Annotated in this window: 15 protein-coding genes; 12 read left to right on the top strand and 3 right to left on the bottom strand. The window is 33.9% G+C overall.

Features of this window, described 5'->3' with window-relative positions:
• The first annotated feature begins 1 nt into the window (after position 1).
• The 9 genes from DN408_RS25010 (at position 2) to DN408_RS24975 (ending at position 11073) form a co-directional block, all read left to right on the top strand.
• Positions 2 to 1231 (top strand): MFS transporter, encoded by a 1230-nt coding sequence (locus DN408_RS25010; protein ID WP_002127227.1) that lies wholly within the window; start codon positions 2 to 4, stop codon positions 1229 to 1231.
• A gap of 63 nt (positions 1232 to 1294) precedes the next feature.
• The gene (locus DN408_RS31645) at positions 1295 to 1852 is read left to right on the top strand and encodes a YdcF family protein (RefSeq protein ID WP_002127228.1); all 558 of its coding nucleotides are present in this window, start codon (positions 1295 to 1297) and stop codon (positions 1850 to 1852) included.
• Between the two features lie 102 nt (positions 1853 to 1954).
• The gene (locus DN408_RS25005) at positions 1955 to 2902 is read left to right on the top strand and encodes an ABC transporter ATP-binding protein (protein WP_033709046.1); all 948 of its coding nucleotides are present in this window, start codon (positions 1955 to 1957) and stop codon (positions 2900 to 2902) included.
• Between the two features lie 3 nt (positions 2903 to 2905).
• Positions 2906 to 4417, top strand: coding sequence for an ABC transporter permease/substrate-binding protein (locus DN408_RS25000; protein ID WP_078178973.1), 1512 nt, complete (start codon positions 2906 to 2908; stop codon positions 4415 to 4417).
• Between the two features lie 213 nt (positions 4418 to 4630).
• Positions 4631 to 6058: a basic amino acid/polyamine antiporter gene (locus tag DN408_RS24995; protein WP_002189509.1), complete on the top strand. Its 1428-nt coding sequence runs from the start codon at positions 4631 to 4633 to the stop codon at positions 6056 to 6058.
• 76 nt (positions 6059 to 6134) lie between these two features.
• Positions 6135 to 6395 carry a LemA domain protein gene (locus tag DN408_RS24990; protein WP_078178974.1) on the top strand — a complete coding sequence of 87 codons (261 nt, stop codon included), beginning with the start codon at positions 6135 to 6137 and terminating at the stop codon, positions 6393 to 6395.
• A gap of 107 nt (positions 6396 to 6502) precedes the next feature.
• Positions 6503 to 8320, top strand: a complete 1818-nt coding sequence (locus DN408_RS24985; protein ID WP_002012669.1) for an AAA family ATPase — start codon at positions 6503 to 6505, stop codon at positions 8318 to 8320.
• Positions 8310 to 10160 (top strand): hypothetical protein, encoded by a 1851-nt coding sequence (locus DN408_RS24980; protein ID WP_002141656.1) that lies wholly within the window; start codon positions 8310 to 8312, stop codon positions 10158 to 10160. The genes DN408_RS24985 and DN408_RS24980 overlap by 11 nt, the downstream gene beginning before the upstream one ends.
• A gap of 316 nt (positions 10161 to 10476) precedes the next feature.
• Positions 10477 to 11073 (top strand): hypothetical protein, encoded by a 597-nt coding sequence (locus DN408_RS24975; protein WP_002085820.1) that lies wholly within the window; start codon positions 10477 to 10479, stop codon positions 11071 to 11073.
• Between the two features lie 101 nt (positions 11074 to 11174).
• Here DN408_RS24975 and racA read toward each other — a convergent pair whose 3' ends face one another.
• Positions 11175 to 11717: a chromosome-anchoring protein RacA gene (racA, locus tag DN408_RS24970; RefSeq protein ID WP_002012665.1), complete on the bottom strand. Its 543-nt coding sequence runs from the start codon at positions 11715 to 11717 to the stop codon at positions 11175 to 11177.
• A gap of 363 nt (positions 11718 to 12080) precedes the next feature.
• Here racA and DN408_RS24965 point away from each other — a divergent pair, with 363 nt between their 5' ends.
• Both DN408_RS24965 and DN408_RS24960 read left to right on the top strand, forming a co-directional pair.
• Positions 12081 to 13436, top strand: coding sequence for a hemolysin family protein (locus DN408_RS24965; RefSeq protein ID WP_002127238.1), 1356 nt, complete (start codon positions 12081 to 12083; stop codon positions 13434 to 13436).
• A gap of 143 nt (positions 13437 to 13579) precedes the next feature.
• Positions 13580 to 15004, top strand: a complete 1425-nt coding sequence (locus DN408_RS24960; protein ID WP_002085816.1) for an aldehyde dehydrogenase family protein — start codon at positions 13580 to 13582, stop codon at positions 15002 to 15004.
• A gap of 120 nt (positions 15005 to 15124) precedes the next feature.
• Here DN408_RS24960 and DN408_RS24955 read toward each other — a convergent pair whose 3' ends face one another.
• Positions 15125 to 15517: a YueI family protein gene (locus DN408_RS24955; protein ID WP_002141658.1), complete on the bottom strand. Its 393-nt coding sequence runs from the start codon at positions 15515 to 15517 to the stop codon at positions 15125 to 15127.
• A gap of 240 nt (positions 15518 to 15757) precedes the next feature.
• Between DN408_RS24955 and DN408_RS24950 the strand changes: the two genes are divergently transcribed.
• Positions 15758 to 16891, top strand: coding sequence for a BA2291 family sporulation histidine kinase (locus tag DN408_RS24950; RefSeq protein ID WP_370458399.1), 1134 nt, complete (start codon positions 15758 to 15760; stop codon positions 16889 to 16891).
• A 33-nt stretch (positions 16892 to 16924) separates the two neighbouring features.
• On the opposite strand, the gene DN408_RS24945 is transcribed toward DN408_RS24950, so the two are convergent.
• Positions 16925 to 17674, bottom strand: a complete 750-nt coding sequence (locus DN408_RS24945) for a DUF4397 domain-containing protein (protein ID WP_002012659.1) — start codon at positions 17672 to 17674, stop codon at positions 16925 to 16927.
• Between the last annotated feature and the right edge of the window lie 24 nt (positions 17675 to 17698).

Below are 17698 nucleotides of genomic sequence, written 5' to 3'. Positions count from 1 at the left end.
TATGTCCTCTCTTTATCATGATTCTCGCTTGTATTACATTCTAGGCGCCAATAGTTTATCTGCTATTGGCTCTGGGATTGTTATGATAACGATTCCGTGGCTATTGATTAAGGAAAGTGGGGGAGAGACAACGTTTGGGTATATTTCTATCGTTGCAACTCTCATCATGTTTTTACTAACACCATTCATTGGGCAAAGCATTGATCGTTTTTCAAGAAAATCTTTATTGTTATGTAACGAAGGTATCGGGATAGCCATTATAGGAATGATGGCCATTTGGGGATTTGCTGGGCAATCATACAATTCTATTCATTACATTATTATTTATATAGCAGGTTCTTTCTATTATCTATTATTCTATCCCACAATATTTGCATTTAACCAAGAAATATTTCAATCAGAGCATTATAAAAGTTTAAGTGGCACGATGGAAATACAAGGACAATTAACGCAAGTTATTTCAGGTGCAGCTGCTAGCTTTTTAATTGAGATTATTTCTTTGAAATGGATCTTGTTAGTGGATATGTTAACTTTTGCAGGAGCATTTTTCCTGTTCTTATGTATACCATATGTAAAGAAAAAAGAAGTAAAAGGGAAAGTAACCTTTAAGAAGCAATTGTTCGAAGGAATTCACTTTATGAAAAAGCGCCCTAAGTTATTTTGGTTTTTACTCGCGACTTATATGCCGTTTATCGGTGTCATGATGGCAAATTATTTAATCCCAGTATATATTTCAGATATACTCAAAGCTAGTGCCTCTGTATACGCAATTGAAGGTATGATGTACGGTGTCGGAGCGGTTCTTGCAGGAATAAGTATTCCAATCATGATGAAATATGTCAAAACAGAAGTTTCAATCGTTATGACGATGTTCATTTATGTAATTTCAATTACCGTAATGATTATTGAGCCTTCCATTATGTTATTATATGGACTAGCGATTTTTCATGCGATTGGAAATGCTGGAACGAGAGTGGCGAGAAATGTATTGATGATGGAAGAAATTCCAAATGAAGTAATGGGACGTGTGGACAGCTTATTTCGATTAATTGGCACAGGAATTCGAATTGTATTATTAATGTTGTTTACGGCAGGCGTATCTAAAGCAGGGGTGATGATCCCGTTTTATGTACTGAGCTGTATATTGATCCTATCATTAGGGATTGCTTTTTATTATGTAATTTCAAAACGTAAAACGGAAGCGAATGTGTCTAATAAATCAATTGTTTAAAAAATACTTCTGCCTCCTTTTCTTTTTCTATATAATAAAAAGAAAGGGAGTGTTAACTTATTTATGAACAAATGGATATTGCTTATAATCTTATTACTACCTCCGCTATACATCATTTATATGACGTTTCGAATGAATAAAGTTGCTCGTGAAACATTGAGTAATCACTCTCCATACGTTCTTATATTAGGTGCAAAGTTATTTGGAGATAGACCGTCTTTATCTCTTCAAAATCGTTTGGATATAGCGTTGGAATATTTACATGCTCACCCTGAGGTGAAAGTAATTGTTTCAGGTGGTCAAGGGGAAGATGAAGATATACCGGAAGCTCACAGTATGAGAAACTATTTAATGGTACATGGTATAGATGAGAATCGTATTTTAATTGAAGACCGCTCTACAAATACGTATGAAAATTTAAAGTTTAGTATGGATTTATATGATGTAAAGCATGCGGTAGTTGTAAGTAATACGTATCATTTATATCGAACGAAAATAATTGCAAAGCGTTTAGGGATAAAGATGGAAGCTTTGGCTGCTGAAACACCGAGACGCTCTAAGAAAAAAGCGTATGTGCGTGAATATGCTGCAATTATGAAAACAATATTGTTCGACCGTTAGAGCTCAAATGAGAGCTCTTTTTTTGTATAATAAAGCGTATCATTTGAAATGAATGCTATATTCCATCAAAATAAAGGAAACAACATGAAAGGAGTTGTGTCTGTGATTCAATTTAATCATGTGTCAAAAGCGTATGAAGATGGCACAAAAGCAGTGGATTCATTACATTTAGAAATTAAAAAAGGAGAATTTTTTGTTCTCATTGGTCCGAGTGGTTGCGGGAAAACAACGACAATGAAGATGATTAACCGTTTAATTGAAACGACGGAAGGATCAATTTTAATCGATGGAAAAGATATTCAACAATATAACATAAACGAACTACGTTGGAATATAGGGTACGTGTTGCAGCAGATTGCGCTGTTTCCACATATGACAATTGCTGAAAATATTGCAGTTGTCCCTGAAATGAGAAAATGGACCAAAAAGGAAATAAAAGCACGTGTCGATGACTTGCTACAGATGGTTGGGCTCGATCCAGATGTATATCGTGATCGCATGCCAGATGAATTGTCGGGAGGACAGAAACAACGTGTTGGTGTCGTACGGGCATTAGCCGCAAACCCGAAAATTGTACTTATGGACGAACCATTTAGTGCGTTAGATCCGTTAAGTAGGGAGCAGCTTCAGAAGGATATCGTACAACTGCAAAAAAAGATTCAAAAAACAATCGTGTTTGTAACGCACGATATGCAAGAGGCTTTATCACTTGGTGATCGTATTTGTGTAATGAAAGAAGGAAAAGTTGTTCAATTAGATACACCAGAAGGAATTATACATAACCCGAAAAATGAGTTTGTAGAGGAGTTCATTGGAAATCGTGGACGACCTTGGTATGAGGGGAAGAGTATAGAAGAGGTATTGCCGCTAGACGAGGGTATACGAGTTGAAGGGAATGCTTTATCTTTACATTCGTCATTACAAGAAGCACTAGTCCGCTTACAAACTGAAGAGTCAGTGCCGGTTGAAGAGCATGGTCAATATGTTGGAGCGTTAACAAGTCGTCATATTGTCAATTACATTGTTGAACAAATGAAGGAAAGAGGCTAAACAGTGACTGATTTTATTCAAACGTTCCAAGAACGAAAAGTAGAATTGCTAAGTGCATTAAGTGAGCATTTACAAATATCGCTTATTTCACTATTTTTTGCAGTAATTATTGCAGTGCCGCTCGGCATTATATTAACGAGAAAAGAACGAATGGCTGAATTTATTATAGGGACTTCTGCTGTTATGCAGACAGTGCCCTCACTTGCTTTACTTGGACTATTAATTCCGTTAGTAGGAATTGGAAAACTGCCAGCTATAATCGCATTAGTTGTGTATGCACTATTACCTATTTTACGAAATACATATACAGGAATACGGGAATTAGATGAATCACTTATAGAAGCGGCGAGAGCTATGGGGATGAATAGCTGGAAAAGATTATGGAAGGTAGAGCTTCCGCTCGCATTGCCAATTATTATGGCTGGTATTCGTACAGCGATGGTATTAATTGTTGGAACGGCTACATTAGCTGCTTTAATAGGCGCTGGTGGGCTCGGTAAGCTCATATTATTAGGTATAGATCGAAATGACCATGCGCTTATCATTTTAGGGGCCGTACCAGCTGCGTTACTCGCTTTATTCTTTGATATAGTACTTCGCGTACTTGAGAGCCCGAAACGCTCTTCTAAGCGCGTTATATTGACGATATGTATAGTTGTAGTAATGATAGCTGCTCCATTTCTTTGGAATACCGAAAAGAAAGACATAGTTATTGCTGGTAAACTTGGATCTGAACCAGAAATATTAATTCAAATGTACAAGCAACTTATTGAACAGGATACAGATTTACAAGTGGAATTAAAGCCAGGCCTTGGAAAAACAGCATTTGTATTCGAAGCGTTAAAATCAGGTGAAGTAGATATATACCCAGAATTTTCAGGTACAGCTTTATCTACTTTCGTGAAAGAAGAACCGAAAAGTACAAATCGTGATGAAGTATATGAACAAGCTCGTATTGGAATGGAAAAGAAATATAATATGGTTATGTTAAAGCCAATGGAGTATAACAATACATACGCACTAGCCATGCCGAAAAAAATAGCAGATCAAAATAACATAAATACAATTTCTGATTTAGGAAAAATTGCACAGGAAGCTAAAGTAGGATTTACATTAGAATTTGCTGATCGTGAAGATGGTTATAAAGGAATGCAAAAATTATATAACTATAAGTTTTCAAATGTTAAAACGATGGAACCGAAACTGCGCTATAGTGCAATACAATCGGGAGATGTTAACGTAATCGATGCATATTCAACAGATAGTGAATTGGAGCAATATGGGCTTAAAGTGCTAAAAGATGATAAAGGACTATTCCCGCCTTATCAAGGAGCACCATTATTAAGAAAAGAGACGTTACAGAAATATCCTGAACTCGAAAAAGTATTAAATGAATTATCTGGAAAGATTACAGATGAAGAAATGAGAAAAATGAATTATGAAGTAAATGTGAATGGGAAAAGTAGCGAAGAAGTCGCAAAACAATTTTTACAAAAAGAGAAGTTACTTCGTTAATTTTACAATAAATATACAATTTTATATGTATGAAATGACCGTTCATTACAAAATGAACGGTTTTTTTGTGCATACTTATACATTTTTTCAAAAAAGTATTCCATTTTTCTTCATTTTCTTTTAGAATAAGTAATGTTTTCCTGAAAAAATATAAGAGAAACGTCTATTAGAGAAAAAGGTGACTTTAATAGTTGAACGAACATAACACCTAGAATGACAGATGGGGTGGTACAAATAGAAAAGAAGTTAGGATTTTTTCCGTTAATCGCATTAGTAGTTGGAACGATGGTTGGTGGCGGTGTTTTTAGTTTACCGCATGATTTAGCAGTAGGAGCAAATAGTGGTGCAACGATAATTGGTTGGTGTATTACAGCAATGGGAATGATTCCACTTGCGCTCGTATATCAAACGTTAGCAAGACAAAAACCGGAGCTTGAGGGCGGAATCTATAGTTATGCACGAGCTGGATTCGGTGAATATATTGGTTTTAACAGTGCTTGGGGATACTGGCTAGCAGGGATTTTAGGAAATGTTGCAACAATTATGTTACTGTTTAGTACATTAGGTTACTTCTTCCCAATTTTTAAAGGCGGAAATAATGTTGCGTCAATCGTAGGTGCATCACTTTTATTATGGACATTGCATTTTCTAATTTTATTTGGAATTCGTGAAGCCTCCATTATGAATGTTATCGCAACGATTGGGAAATTAGTTCCGATTTTATTATTTATTGTCGTGATGGTAACAGCGTTTCGCTGGGATACATTTACACATGACTTTTGGGGCGAAGGAACTATCTCAGTTTCCTCTGTACTAGGGCAAGTGAAAAATACAATGCTTGTAACCCTTTGGGTGTTCATTGGGGTTGAAGGAGCAGTTGTATTATCAGGAAGAGCTAAAAATAGTAGAGACGTTGGAAAAGCGACAGTACTTGGACTTATTTTAGTAATGTCTATTTATATTTTAATTTCTGTTCTGTCAATGGGAGCCATGACAAGAAAAGAACTTTCAGTATTAGAGACTCCTTCAATGGGACATGTATTAGAACATGTTGTTGGGCCATGGGGTGCAATGGCAATTAATATTGGATTAGTTGCGTCACTTGTAGGTACATTAATTGGCTGGTTTTTACTTGTTTCTGAAATTTCTCACGTAGCAGGAAAAGACGGCGTGTTTCCGAAAGTCTTTACGAAAACAAATAAGAAACAAACGCCGCATATGGCATTGTGGATTTCAAATATCGTTGCCCAAACTATATTTATAATCGTTTTGTTTTCACAATCGACATATCAAATTATGTATTTTATTGCGTCAACATCTATATTACTGCCGTACTTATTATCAGCGCTATTTCAATTGAAATTAGTCATCACGAAAGAGCTGAAAGTTGCGAGAGTAAAAAATGGATTGTTAGCATTAATTGCTTCCCTATACTCTGTATGGTTAATTTATGCAGCTGGTTTAAAGAATTTATTGCTTGTTTCAATCGTATATGGTATTGGGATTCTCGTGTATATGTTTGCAAGAAAAGAAAAAGGGAATCGTTGTTTTGCAGGCAAAGAGCGATATGTGATGTTGGCAATTGTTATTGCAGCTATTACATCACTTTATATGTTACTGACAGGAACTATAAAAATGTAAAAGTCCTTTTAATTTAAAGGGCTTTTTTCCTTGTCTAGAGAATATTTAATACATAAGATATTCAGGAGGGATGAAAATGGAAGAAAAAGAAAAGTTGTCTAGAATTATGGATTTAGCTAGTGATTTAAGGAAAGTATTAGTACAAGAATCTTTTTTTAATCATCATCCTGAACTTCGAGGCGTGATTGAAAATTTAGCGAGTTCTGTAGAGAATTTGGCGAGTTTGCAGCAAAATAAAGATGAAAATGCCGAAGATCGATTACGGTACGTACTTGCTAAAATGAAAATCGCTCATAATGCCATTTTACAAGAAAAAAAAGCATTTCCTTCTCATTAATATACGTTTTAATTTTGAACCTGACGGATGACGTCAGGTTTTTTATTTCTAGTTTTAGATTGTAGTTCATACAATAAGGATAGTATGAAAAAAAGAAGGTGACTACGTTGAAATTACATAAAGCTCTTCATCCAAGTTTTATAAAGCGAATGTATTATATGAGGTTTATTGGGAAGTTTGCAAAAGCTGAGGGAGAGAAGAATGGAGAAAATTTCTTTGTACAATGTCTTTCTTCAATACCTTTAACTTTACAAGAGTTATTTCCGACTGGAAAATATTTGTTTGAAGGATTATGCAGTAATAAAAAGAATGAAAAAATCTTTACTGATTTAAAGAAGCATAAATTAGAAAAGCAACTGGTTATGTTTCGTCTTTATTATGATCGTGGAAATTTATTTCTGGAATTAATATGCACAGAAGAGCCTCGGGAAATAGCATCTTCATATAAAGTGATTCCTTCACCAAAGGTCTCAAATTATAAAAAGAGAGCGTCATTGGAACGGAAGTTAAGCAACGGTTATTTATCATTTCTTATGCCTAAATTACCAAAAGACTTTGAGCCTCCAGAATTATTGTGGCATGAAGGAAGGCTATATGGAAATTTATCGTTAAAATCATCAATAAGTTCAATTTCATATTTTGAGCAAAGAAAAGAATGCAAATATATTGAAATAAACGATTGGATGAAACATGTAGAAATAGCAGTAGATGATCATTTATATTTTGTAAGTGAAAATGTGTATGACCAACTAAATAAACGAATTGCTGAAGAAGGTAAGTTAGTTGAAGTAGAAGATATTAAAATGCAAAAGGATGACTGGGAATGGGATGAGCGTGAATCCTCTTTTTTGCAGTATGTACAAAGTATGGTTCGTAATAAAGGGTTATATTTGGATGATACAGATATATATAATTTTCACATTAGTATTAAAACCAATATGTTAACAATTGTTGGTGGTATACCAGGTGTTGGGAAATCACGCTTTGTGCAAGCTTATGCAGAATCACTTGGGTTACGTTATGGGGAAGAATTAATTTGGATTCCGATTTCACCATCGTATCAAGAACCACATGATATTCTCGGTTACCTTCATCCGAATGGTAATTTTATTGAAAGTGAAACGAAGTTAGTTCGGACATTGTTAAAGGCTAAAGAAAATCCAAATCAATTGTATATAATTGTGTTCGATGAAATGAACATGTCACATATTGAGCATTGGTTTACTCCGTTTCTATCCGTTCTTCAACTTGAAAAGAAAAATCGTATTTTGAGTTTGTATGAGAAAGTACAAGAAATAGAAAATCAAATTCCACCTTCAGTGGAAATTGGTGAGAATATTATTTTCGTAGGCACTGTAAATTTTGATGAAACGACGAAAGAGCTTTCCGATCGATTATTAGATCGAACAAATTTGATTACATTACAAAAAATTCCGTTTTGCGAGATGAGTATAGAACATGAGAAAGTTGTTCAGCAACCTCCGCTGAAAGTAACAACGGGAGAATTTCGACTCAATTGGTTTAGGAATAAAGAGATGATCGAAGTGTATACTGAAGAGGAATTAGAGTTATTGGATAAGTTACATGATGTATTATCATCACACGATATATCAAAAGGAATTTCTTTCCGATGTGCAAGCGCAATCGCTACGTATTTGCAAAATATACCGTTCCAAAATAATCAGTCTTATATGATTAGCAGGGAAGAAGGTTTTGATTTGCAAATAAAGCAGCGTGTATTAACGAAATTAAGGGGGACAGAAATGACAGTGGGCCCTCTACTTTCTGAAGAAGCAAAAAGGGGAGCGACATTGATACCACTTTTACAGTCTCCGCTTGCAAATCGTGTATCTACATTTGAACATTCTTTAGCTTATATAAGACAAAAGCGTAGAGAACTGGAGCTGTATGGCTATGCAAAATGAGGAGCGTTATGAAACAGCAATCGTCGATACGAAAGAAACGCTCCCGTTTGTATTGAAGCTAATTATTGGTACTGAGGGGAAAGGCGATTTTATCCTTTTAAACCGGCTTTGTACGTCTACTACAGCATTAGTTCAATGTATTTATAAAGTACAGGAATTAAAACCACTGAAATTACATTTCCATTATCAAAATCCAATGGATATTACATTCATATGGAATAAAGTATATGAGGGACAAAAGAATATAAAAGAGTCACAATATGAATTAAATGAAAAAAAACAAAGAGTATTAGTGTATGAACATGGAAAAACTGAATTTTTTTATCCGTGGCGCTGTGGCTTATACCATTTTGAAGTGCGTATAGAAGATAAAACTTATTATGGTGCGTTTCAAGTTGTTCCTAAAAACTTTTTTGATGACCAATTTGAAATGATTCAAGATTATGTGAAGTCAATTTTAAACGAGTTAATTTTAGATAGAGGTTATTACAAGAAAACTTTCTCAGCACTTAGCGATATTGAAGATTCTTCTTATTTGGTATTGTTAAGAAAGTTGCCACAAAAAATGAAAAGAATAAAACAAATTTTTAAGAAAGTAGAATCGAATGCGGAATTTGTACACGAATATGAATGGGAAACGAAAGCGCGGAAGGCAACGAGAAAAACTGCCATTATGACAGAAAGAAAGCTTTATGCGAAATATTACAACCGTAAATTTAAGGAGCAAAAAAATAGTATTGAAAATGCATTTCTTAAATTTAAAACGATGCAATTCTATTATTATTTACTTGAAGCAGAAATTTTTGTACGTAAAACTATTGAAATACTAGAAGGAGAAAAGAAGAAAAAGTCAGATGAATTTCAAGCTGTTAAAACAATTATGAAAACGATTGAACGAAATGGATCCGTGACGGATAGGGAAAAACAAAAATATAGAAATCTACATTTACTGAAAGAAGCAGATTTACGGAAAAGTTCTGTGAAAATACAAGAATATAAAATATTAGCTCATATCGTATATGAAAGTGTGCAATACTTTCGAAATTTATTGTATTCTCCATTTTGGAGGGAAGTTTCTGAAACAGCTACCATTAATTCGAACACTTTATCTATACCGCATCAACAATTAATCCACCATTTAGAATTGTTACCGCAACATACGGAGCAACCTCCATCTTTATTATTCGTATATAAACCAACGTTTTTAGTGTATGAGTATTACGCTTTTTTTATCGTTATTTCTATATTAGAACAAATCGGATTTGAAGATAAGAATCCTATCCGTGAACAAATACAAGAACATTTTTATTTAGACGGATTACAAGATGGAACGACAGTGATTTTACATCGAGATGATATAAAAGTGCACGTCGCATTTAATGATTTAATTGAAACACACCCTCTTATTGCACTAAGCAAAGGAAGTAATTTTTATAACGGAGAGGACACAAAGAAGCCGGATATTCGTTTAGATTGTTATGTAAAGGAAGAAGAGAAGTATGTATATAAATCTTCTATTATTATCGAAGTGAAATATAGTCCTATGTACAATATTTTTCAGCCTGTAGGTAATACGAAAGCAACGGAGCAAATGTATAAATACTGGTCTATTAAGTATGTAGAAGAACAGGATGGTAAACGAATTTTTAAGCGAAGAGCGATTTATGAAGTGGTTTGTGTATATCCAGGTAGCCATATGCATAGTAAAAAAATTGAATCTGGATGTGGAGTGTTTTTACAACTATATCCATATAAAACGAAACAAGGAGAAGAGAAGTTGGCTGGGAAGCATGGGATGATTCAAATTTTTGAGAAATGGTTAAAAAGTAATAAAATGTAAAAGGAATCCTTTTTAATGAAGGATTTCTTTAGGTTAAGAAGAATTATATGCAGTACGGAAAGACACATTATACGGTTCGAACTTGATAGTGATTATTATTTTTTATTAGAGTAATTGAATCTTTTTATGTTTGTAATAGTATGGGGAATTAAGGGTTTTTACATGTGCATGAATGACTAATAAGTAGGAATTTAATTCATTTTGCAGAATATAATAAGACATAAATATTTTTAGTTGCATACGAAGATTTGTTCTTATATGATAGTAAGTGAAAGCGTTATCAAAAACAGAGCGGCGATGGGAAAGGCGGTTAAATATGTTCCAGCGTGTTCAAACAAAGGAAGAGCATTTTTGGTTCGAGCAACTGTGGGGAGATTTTTGTGAAGAAAGAAACTTAATGTTTGTAGAACGTAATTTAAATCCATCACGATTTTTATTAATAGAAGATGAACATCATATTGGTACAGTAGAATGTATTAAGTTTACAGTACCTGAACAATCAAATTCTGAGTTTTTCTATCCGTTTTCTAAAAATGATTTAGTGAAAGATTTGAAAAATGTGTATGAAATAGGAAAGTTAAGTATTGCGAAAACGTCTCGGGGGAGAGGACATTTCAAAAGGCTGGCAGCTATTTTATTTATGCATGCGTTAGAGACGAAAGCGGAATGGTATATTGCAGCAGTTACAAAAAGAATGTATATGTATTTACTTACACTCGGTTTTCCAATCGAACCGATAGATAGTCCATTCCAGTTTCATGATACTTTACAAGGTGTACCAGTGCGAATTCATGCTCGAAAAGGGGCTACACATCTGTATTCTTTGAAAGAATTCCGTGATATTATTCAAGGGAATGCTCATGCGCAGGCACTTATTGCAGAATACAGTAAAAATATTATGTTAACAAAATGAAAATATATGAATATGTATAGTATGAAGAAGAGTTACTTATTACGGGCATCTGTTTTCATACAAAAAGTAGACCCTTATTCTCAGAATAAGGGTCTAAAATATTATAGTCCAAATATACTAAAAATCATTTTACGACGCTTCGGTTTCTTTTCTCTTTCATATGTTGGTTTTGCATCAGGAGTAATGTATATTGGTTCTTCTTTTTTTAGGGCAGCTTCTAGTTTTTGAATTCGTTCTAACATTTCCTCTATTTCGCGGCGATGTTGTAAAAGTTGGTATGTAACGACATCATTTGCTTTATCTTGCATTTGTTCTTCCATTCGATCTAGTCTTCTCGTAATTGTGGTAAATTGAGCTGTTAATTGCTCAAAATCATTCGATGATGTGTTTTGAACAATTGTGTTTACTTGAGTTTTTAATTTTTCTACATCATTTGAAGATGGTTTTTGAGTAGTTTGAGAGTTTTGAGGCTGGTCCATTTGAGAGCGATGGTATTCTAACATTAGATCTAAATCACCTTGTGTGAAAATAAAATGACCATATTTATTTTTTTTAATCGTAAGATTTAATTGTTGTGCAATCCGGACAACAGCCTTTGGGCTAACACCTAATTTCTTTGCGATAAATGGTGTTTTATATTCCAAAATAATCCCTCCTATATATATCCTGTTGAATGATTTCTAGTTATGTAGCAAGTTCCCTTCAGGTGTGACAAAAGAAGTGTGGAATCGGCAAAGAAAGTGTTTTTTCACGAAGTTCAGCTGTTTAGCACATACTATTTATATAAATCATTTTTAGTTATCGGAAAATTGGGCTTATTATAGTTTGACGATAATAAGCTAATTAGATTATCATAATTATAAATATCTTTTTTATGTATGCATATAATATATAAAAAGGTGGTTACTAATGTAGAATTTTATTAGAGTATAAGAATGCTTACTTCACTTGAATAAATTTAAGTAGGAGGTGGCTTCCTTGCTTACACTGTAAGTAAGGAAAAGTATTTGGACATATATAGTATAAGTATAGTGATTGTTTTAATTGCCTTAACGGCATTTTTCGTTGCAGCAGAATTTGCAATTGTTAAAGTGAGGAGTTCACGAATTGACTATTTAATTGCAAAAGGAAATAATCGTGCAATATCTGTCAAAACAATCATTACAAACTTAGACGAATATTTATCAGCTTGTCAATTAGGAATAACTGTTACAGCTCTTGGGATTGGGTGGTCTGGTAAACCTGCGCTAAAGCACATGTTTGATGTGTTGTTTGCAAATTGGAACGTCCCTACTCAACTCGCAGACATTTTAGCTATAATTTTAGTATTTTTGTTTATCACATTTTTCCATGTGGTAGTAGGAGAGTTAGCTCCAAAAACATTTGCGATTCAAAAAGCAGAACAAGTGAGTTTCTTTGTTGCTAAGCCACTCATTTTGTTTTATCGTATTGCATTCCCATTCATTTGGATTTTAAATGGATCAGCTCGGTTAATTACAAAGTTTCTTGGGTTGAAACCACCAAAAGGGCATGATGAAGTGCATTCAGAAGAAGAATTGCGGTTGTTAGTTTCAGAAAGTTATAAAAATGGTGAGATTAATCAATCTGAATATAAGTATGTGAATAAAATATTTGAATTTGATGATCGTATTGCGAAAGAAATAATGGTACCACGAACAGAGATGAATATTTTAAATAAAGAAATGCCTGCTGAAGAGGCTTTACAAAAAATGTCTCATGAAAAATATACGAGGTATCCGGTTGTTGATGGTGATAAGGACCATGTAATAGGCTTTGTGAATTTTAAAGATATATTTACAGATTTTGTGAAGCACCGAGTTGTTAGTGAAAAAACAGTGGAGCAATATATTAGGCCAATTATTTTAGTTATTGAATCTATCCCGATTCATGATCTATTTTTAAAAATGCAAAGAGAAAGAACACATATCGCTATATTAATTGATGAATATGGTGGTACATCAGGTCTTGTAACCGTTGAAGATATTTTAGAAGAAATTGTAGGGGATATTCAAGATGAGTTCGATACTGATGAACAACCGGAAATCCAACAAGTTAGTGAGACGAAAACGATTTTAGAGGGAAAAGTACTTGTTAGTGAAGTGAACGCATTATTAGGTTTGACTATTGACGACGATGATGTCGATACGATTGGCGGTTGGATCCTAACAAAAAATATTGAGATTTCCGAGGGTGATACCATTGAGATTGAAAATTATAAATTTTGCGTAAAAAAATTAGATGGACACTATATTAAGAGATTAGAAGTAACGAAACCTTCAGAATCGATTGTTATTGTAGGAGATGAAAAAAAGATTTCGCTCCAAGAACAAATTAGTTCGTAAACTCTGCTTTGTAGCAGAGTTTTTTTGAGCAAAATGTTTTTTGATGTATTAGGGCTATGATACAATTACACAAGTCAGACCTTTCACTAGGTGAAATAAATGAAATGTATTATTGTATACATATATTCGGAAGGAGAACCACTATGAAAAAGCATTTATATATAAATGGGGTATGGAAATCAGTAGAGACGTATAAACCATTGTATGCACCATATTCTGAAGAAACATTAGCGGAGATTGCGCAAGGTACAGAAGATGACGTTAAGGAAGCAATAGTTTCGGCCAAAAATGCAATGAAAGAAATGAAAAAATTATCCGCATACGACCGTGCAACTATTTTAGAAAAGGTTGCACAAAAAATGGATGAGAGAAGAGAAGAGTTTGCAGAGATTATCGCAAAAGAAGCTGCAAAACCAATTCGTGCTGCACGGGGAGAAGTAGATCGCACTGTTCAAACATATAAGTTTGCAGCTGAAGAAGCGAAGCGAATATATGGTGAGACGTTACCATTAGATGCTGCACCAGGAGCAGGTGGCCGTATAGCGTATACAATTCGACAACCAATCGGGGTTATTGGTGCTATTACACCGTTTAATTTTCCACTTAATTTAGTAGCACATAAGGTAGGCCCAGCAATTGCGGCTGGAAATACTATTGTGCTAAAGCCTGCCGACCAAACGCCACTTTCTTCGTATGCATTGGTAGAATTATTTGAAGAAGCTGGTTTACCAAAGGGAGCTTTCAATATAATTTCTGGACCTGGATCTGTTGTAGGTGAGGCATTAGTAAAAGATGAGAACGTTGCTAGTATTACTTTTACAGGAAGTCCGAAAGTAGGTATTGGAATTAAGGAAAAAGCCGGGTTGAAACGAGTGACGTTAGAATTAGGATCGAACGCTGCAGTAATTATTGATGAAGATGTTGAATTGACAGACGAAATAATTGAACGTGTAAAATGGGGCGCGTTTGTGAATAATGGACAAGTTTGTATTTCAGTACAACGTGTTTTTGTGCATGAACGCAAAATGGAAGAGTTTATTACAAAATTAACGAAAGCAATGGAAAACGTTGTAGTAGGAGACCCGCTTCATGAAGAAACAGATGTATCAGCACTTATTTCAAAAAAAGATGTAGAACGTATAAATTCATGGGTGGAAGAGGCAGTTAAGGAAGGAGCTAATGTTGTATACGGTGGTAACAAACGTGATGCAAGGATTTTTGAACCAACTGTATTAACAAATGTTCCAGATTATGTATCTGTTCAGTGCCAAGAAGTATTTGGTCCACTTATGACTGTAAATACATTTAAAGAATTTGATGAGGCTTTAGAACAAGTAAATAATTCACGTTATGGATTACAAGCAGGTGTATTTACAAACAATCTATGTAAGGCAATGCGTGCAATTGATGAATTAGAAGTCGGTGGTGTCATGATTAATGATATTCCAACGTTCAGAGTAGATCATATGCCCTATGGCGGTGTGAAAGAGAGTGGCACAGGCCGTGAAGGGATTAAATATGCAATAGAAGAAATGACAGAAATGAAATTAGTGTGTATTAAAAAATAAAGTAGATCGAGCTTAAACACCGCAATAAAAAACGAGCAGGAAATGTTTACGATTCCATACTCGTTTTTTATTGTTTGTTTTACGTTTCTCGGAACGATTTCATTTAATCAAGTGTACCTTTTACTTCATTTCTTGTTTGAAAATATCATCTTCGACATAAATATGTTCTTTATCTACAGCAGTGCTATGAGAGAGTACTAAACCGATTGGTGTTTCAGTACCTTTATTTTGAACAATTGTAAAATGAATATTTTTTTCAGTTGCTAATTTAATGTATTTTGATAAATGTGGGTAAGCAATGCTTCCATTTAGGAATAGTTGTAATGATTGAGAAGAACGTATGTTACCCGTTACTTCTGTATACACATTACTTTGCATTACTTGACCGATTGTTAAAGCGATTTCTACACGCTCACGTAATGTAGTTAAGTACATATTACGTTCTTCTGGTTTGTTTTGCTTTTGGCCATATATGCCTTCTTGGAGATAGTCTTCCACATTTTTATTTACCATATTTTTCACACCTTTCACTTCTTATTGTACGCAAGAATTAAAAAGGATGCAAAAAAAAGTAGTTTTGAACAGGAAAATAATTAAAAAAATGAGAAGAGAAAAGGGATATATGAATAAAACTTATTTAAATAAGAAGGGAAAAATAAATTTTATCAACAGAAATTAACAAAATGTGACAACAATCTATTAACGAAATGTATTTTTTGTGTTAATATTCAAAATATAAAGGGTATTCGTCGTATGGAAATGGAGGGAATGGAGGTTTTTCCAATCGATAAGGATATTAAAGAAGTATTTTGTTCGCACTTGAAAAACAACAGGCACCAATTCGTAGAGAACTGGAAAAACAAAATGATAATTTCCGAAAAAGATCCATTTAAACAAGAGGTAGTTCAAAATGGATCGAATTTATTAGAGTTAATTATCGAACTTATTATGGAAGATAAAGACATTAATTATCTTCAGCCATTATGTGAGAAAATTGCCATTGAGCGTGCAGGGGCAGATGTGAATATTGGAGATTTTGTTTACAATGCAAATGTGGGAAGAAATGAACTTTTTGAAGCAATGTGCGAATTGGATGTAAGCGCTCGTGAACTGAAACCGATTATGGCCAAAATACATACTTGTTTTGACAAATTAATTTATTATACCGTTTTAAAATACTCAGAAATTATATCGAGAAATTTAGAAGAAAAACAGCAATATATAAATGAAACACATAAAGAAAGGCTTACGATTCTAGGGCAAATGTCGGCTAGTTTTGTGCATGAATTTCGTAATCCGCTAACTTCGATTATGGGATTTGTAAAGTTATTGAAGACAGATCACCCTAATCTATCGTATTTAGATATTATTTCACATGAATTAGATCAATTAAATTTTAGGATTTCGCAATTTTTACTTGTATCGAAAAAAGAAATGTGGAATGAATCTGAACGTTTTTTGGTAAATGACTTATTTCAAGATATTATACAATTCTTATATCCAAGTTTAGTTAATGCAAATGTTTTGATTGAAAAGAATTTGCCGTATCCTATTCCACTCGTTGGTTACCGGAGTGAAGTGAAGCAAGTAGTTTTAAATATTTTAATGAATTCGATTGATGCTCTTGAATCGGTGAAAGAAGAGCGAAAAATTATCATTGATGTATTTGAAGAGGATCAGGCTGTTTGCATTGTTATAAAAAATAATGGACCTATGATTCCAGCAGACAATGTAGAGACTATTTTTGAGCCATTTGTAACTACTAAAAAGCTAGGAACTGGTATTGGACTATTTGTATGTAAACAAATTGTAGAAAAACATAAAGGATCCATATTGTGTCGTTCGGATAACGATTGGACAGAATTTCAAATTACGTTTCAAAAGTAAACAGTCTACACCATGCGAATGGTGTAGACTGTTTTAATTTGTAAGTATAACGGTCTCTAATTTTGGATCCTCAGTTGAATAACCAACTATTGAAATTGTGTAAATTGTATTTGGTTCAACGTTGAATTTTGGAATGGTTAATAGTACTTTTTTTGTATCAGCAAGTGAAACTTCAATATCTGCTGTACCAGGGCTAACTTGTAAAAAATCTGTTATTTGCTTAAAGAGTACATTTTCAAATAAATGATCCCCATCTTTTAAATTTACATTTACAACTGGAGTGTCTGGTGAAAAATGTGCAAACCGTATTTTTGCTTGACCAGATGGTAAATGAGTATTATCAAGAATGGGTTGTAATTGGAGATGATTATCGCTATTGACCGCTGCAAGGGTATAAGTGTGATTCCCCATTATTGGTACTAATGCCGAAAATATTGGAGTTTCGTTTCCGACAGGGACAATATCAATACGGTATTTACCTTGCACTAATGATAAATACGGACTGAATTGTTTAAAAGAAATATTTTTAATAACCTTTTGTCCGTTTATTATAATATCAACTGCTGGTGTATGGGGAGCTGTGTGGAAGATTCTCATATGTGACGGTAAAGTCGCTTCTTGTGAATCTCTCTTTTCATATGCTTGTACAAGTTTTGTAATTGCATCATAGTATTTCATATAGAGTTCTACATATCTTTTAGGATTGCTATATTGATAGTAACGAGCGAGCTGTTCGTAACGTGCAGCTTCTTGGCCGTATTTTTCAATTTCGGATTGAGTCATGAACATTCCTCCTTTATCATCATT

Source organism: Bacillus sp. AR13-1, assembly GCF_008042285.1.
GTDB lineage: Bacteria > Bacillota > Bacilli > Bacillales > Bacillaceae_G > Bacillus_A > Bacillus_A mycoides.
The sequence above is the reverse complement of the archived record's forward strand: the minus strand, read 5'-3'. Positions and strand labels throughout refer to the sequence as shown.

Coding starts and splice junctions, on each gene's coding strand:
- DN408_RS25010 (WP_002127227.1), top strand. CDS start 2: ATGTCCTCTCTTTATCATGATTCTCGCTTGTATTACATTCTAGGCGCC.
- DN408_RS31645 (WP_002127228.1), top strand. CDS start 1,295: ATGAACAAATGGATATTGCTTATAATCTTATTACTACCTCCGCTATAC.
- DN408_RS24995 (WP_002189509.1), top strand. CDS start 4,631: ATGACAGATGGGGTGGTACAAATAGAAAAGAAGTTAGGATTTTTTCCG.
- DN408_RS24990 (WP_078178974.1), top strand. CDS start 6,135: ATGGAAGAAAAAGAAAAGTTGTCTAGAATTATGGATTTAGCTAGTGAT.
- DN408_RS24980 (WP_002141656.1), top strand. CDS start 8,310: ATGCAAAATGAGGAGCGTTATGAAACAGCAATCGTCGATACGAAAGAA.
- DN408_RS24975 (WP_002085820.1), top strand. CDS start 10,477: ATGTTCCAGCGTGTTCAAACAAAGGAAGAGCATTTTTGGTTCGAGCAA.
- DN408_RS24960 (WP_002085816.1), top strand. CDS start 13,580: ATGAAAAAGCATTTATATATAAATGGGGTATGGAAATCAGTAGAGACG.
- DN408_RS24955 (WP_002141658.1), bottom strand. CDS start 15,517: ATGGTAAATAAAAATGTGGAAGACTATCTCCAAGAAGGCATATATGGC.
- DN408_RS24950 (WP_370458399.1), top strand. CDS start 15,758: ATGGAAATGGAGGGAATGGAGGTTTTTCCAATCGATAAGGATATTAAA.
- DN408_RS24945 (WP_002012659.1), bottom strand. CDS start 17,674: ATGACTCAATCCGAAATTGAAAAATACGGCCAAGAAGCTGCACGTTAC.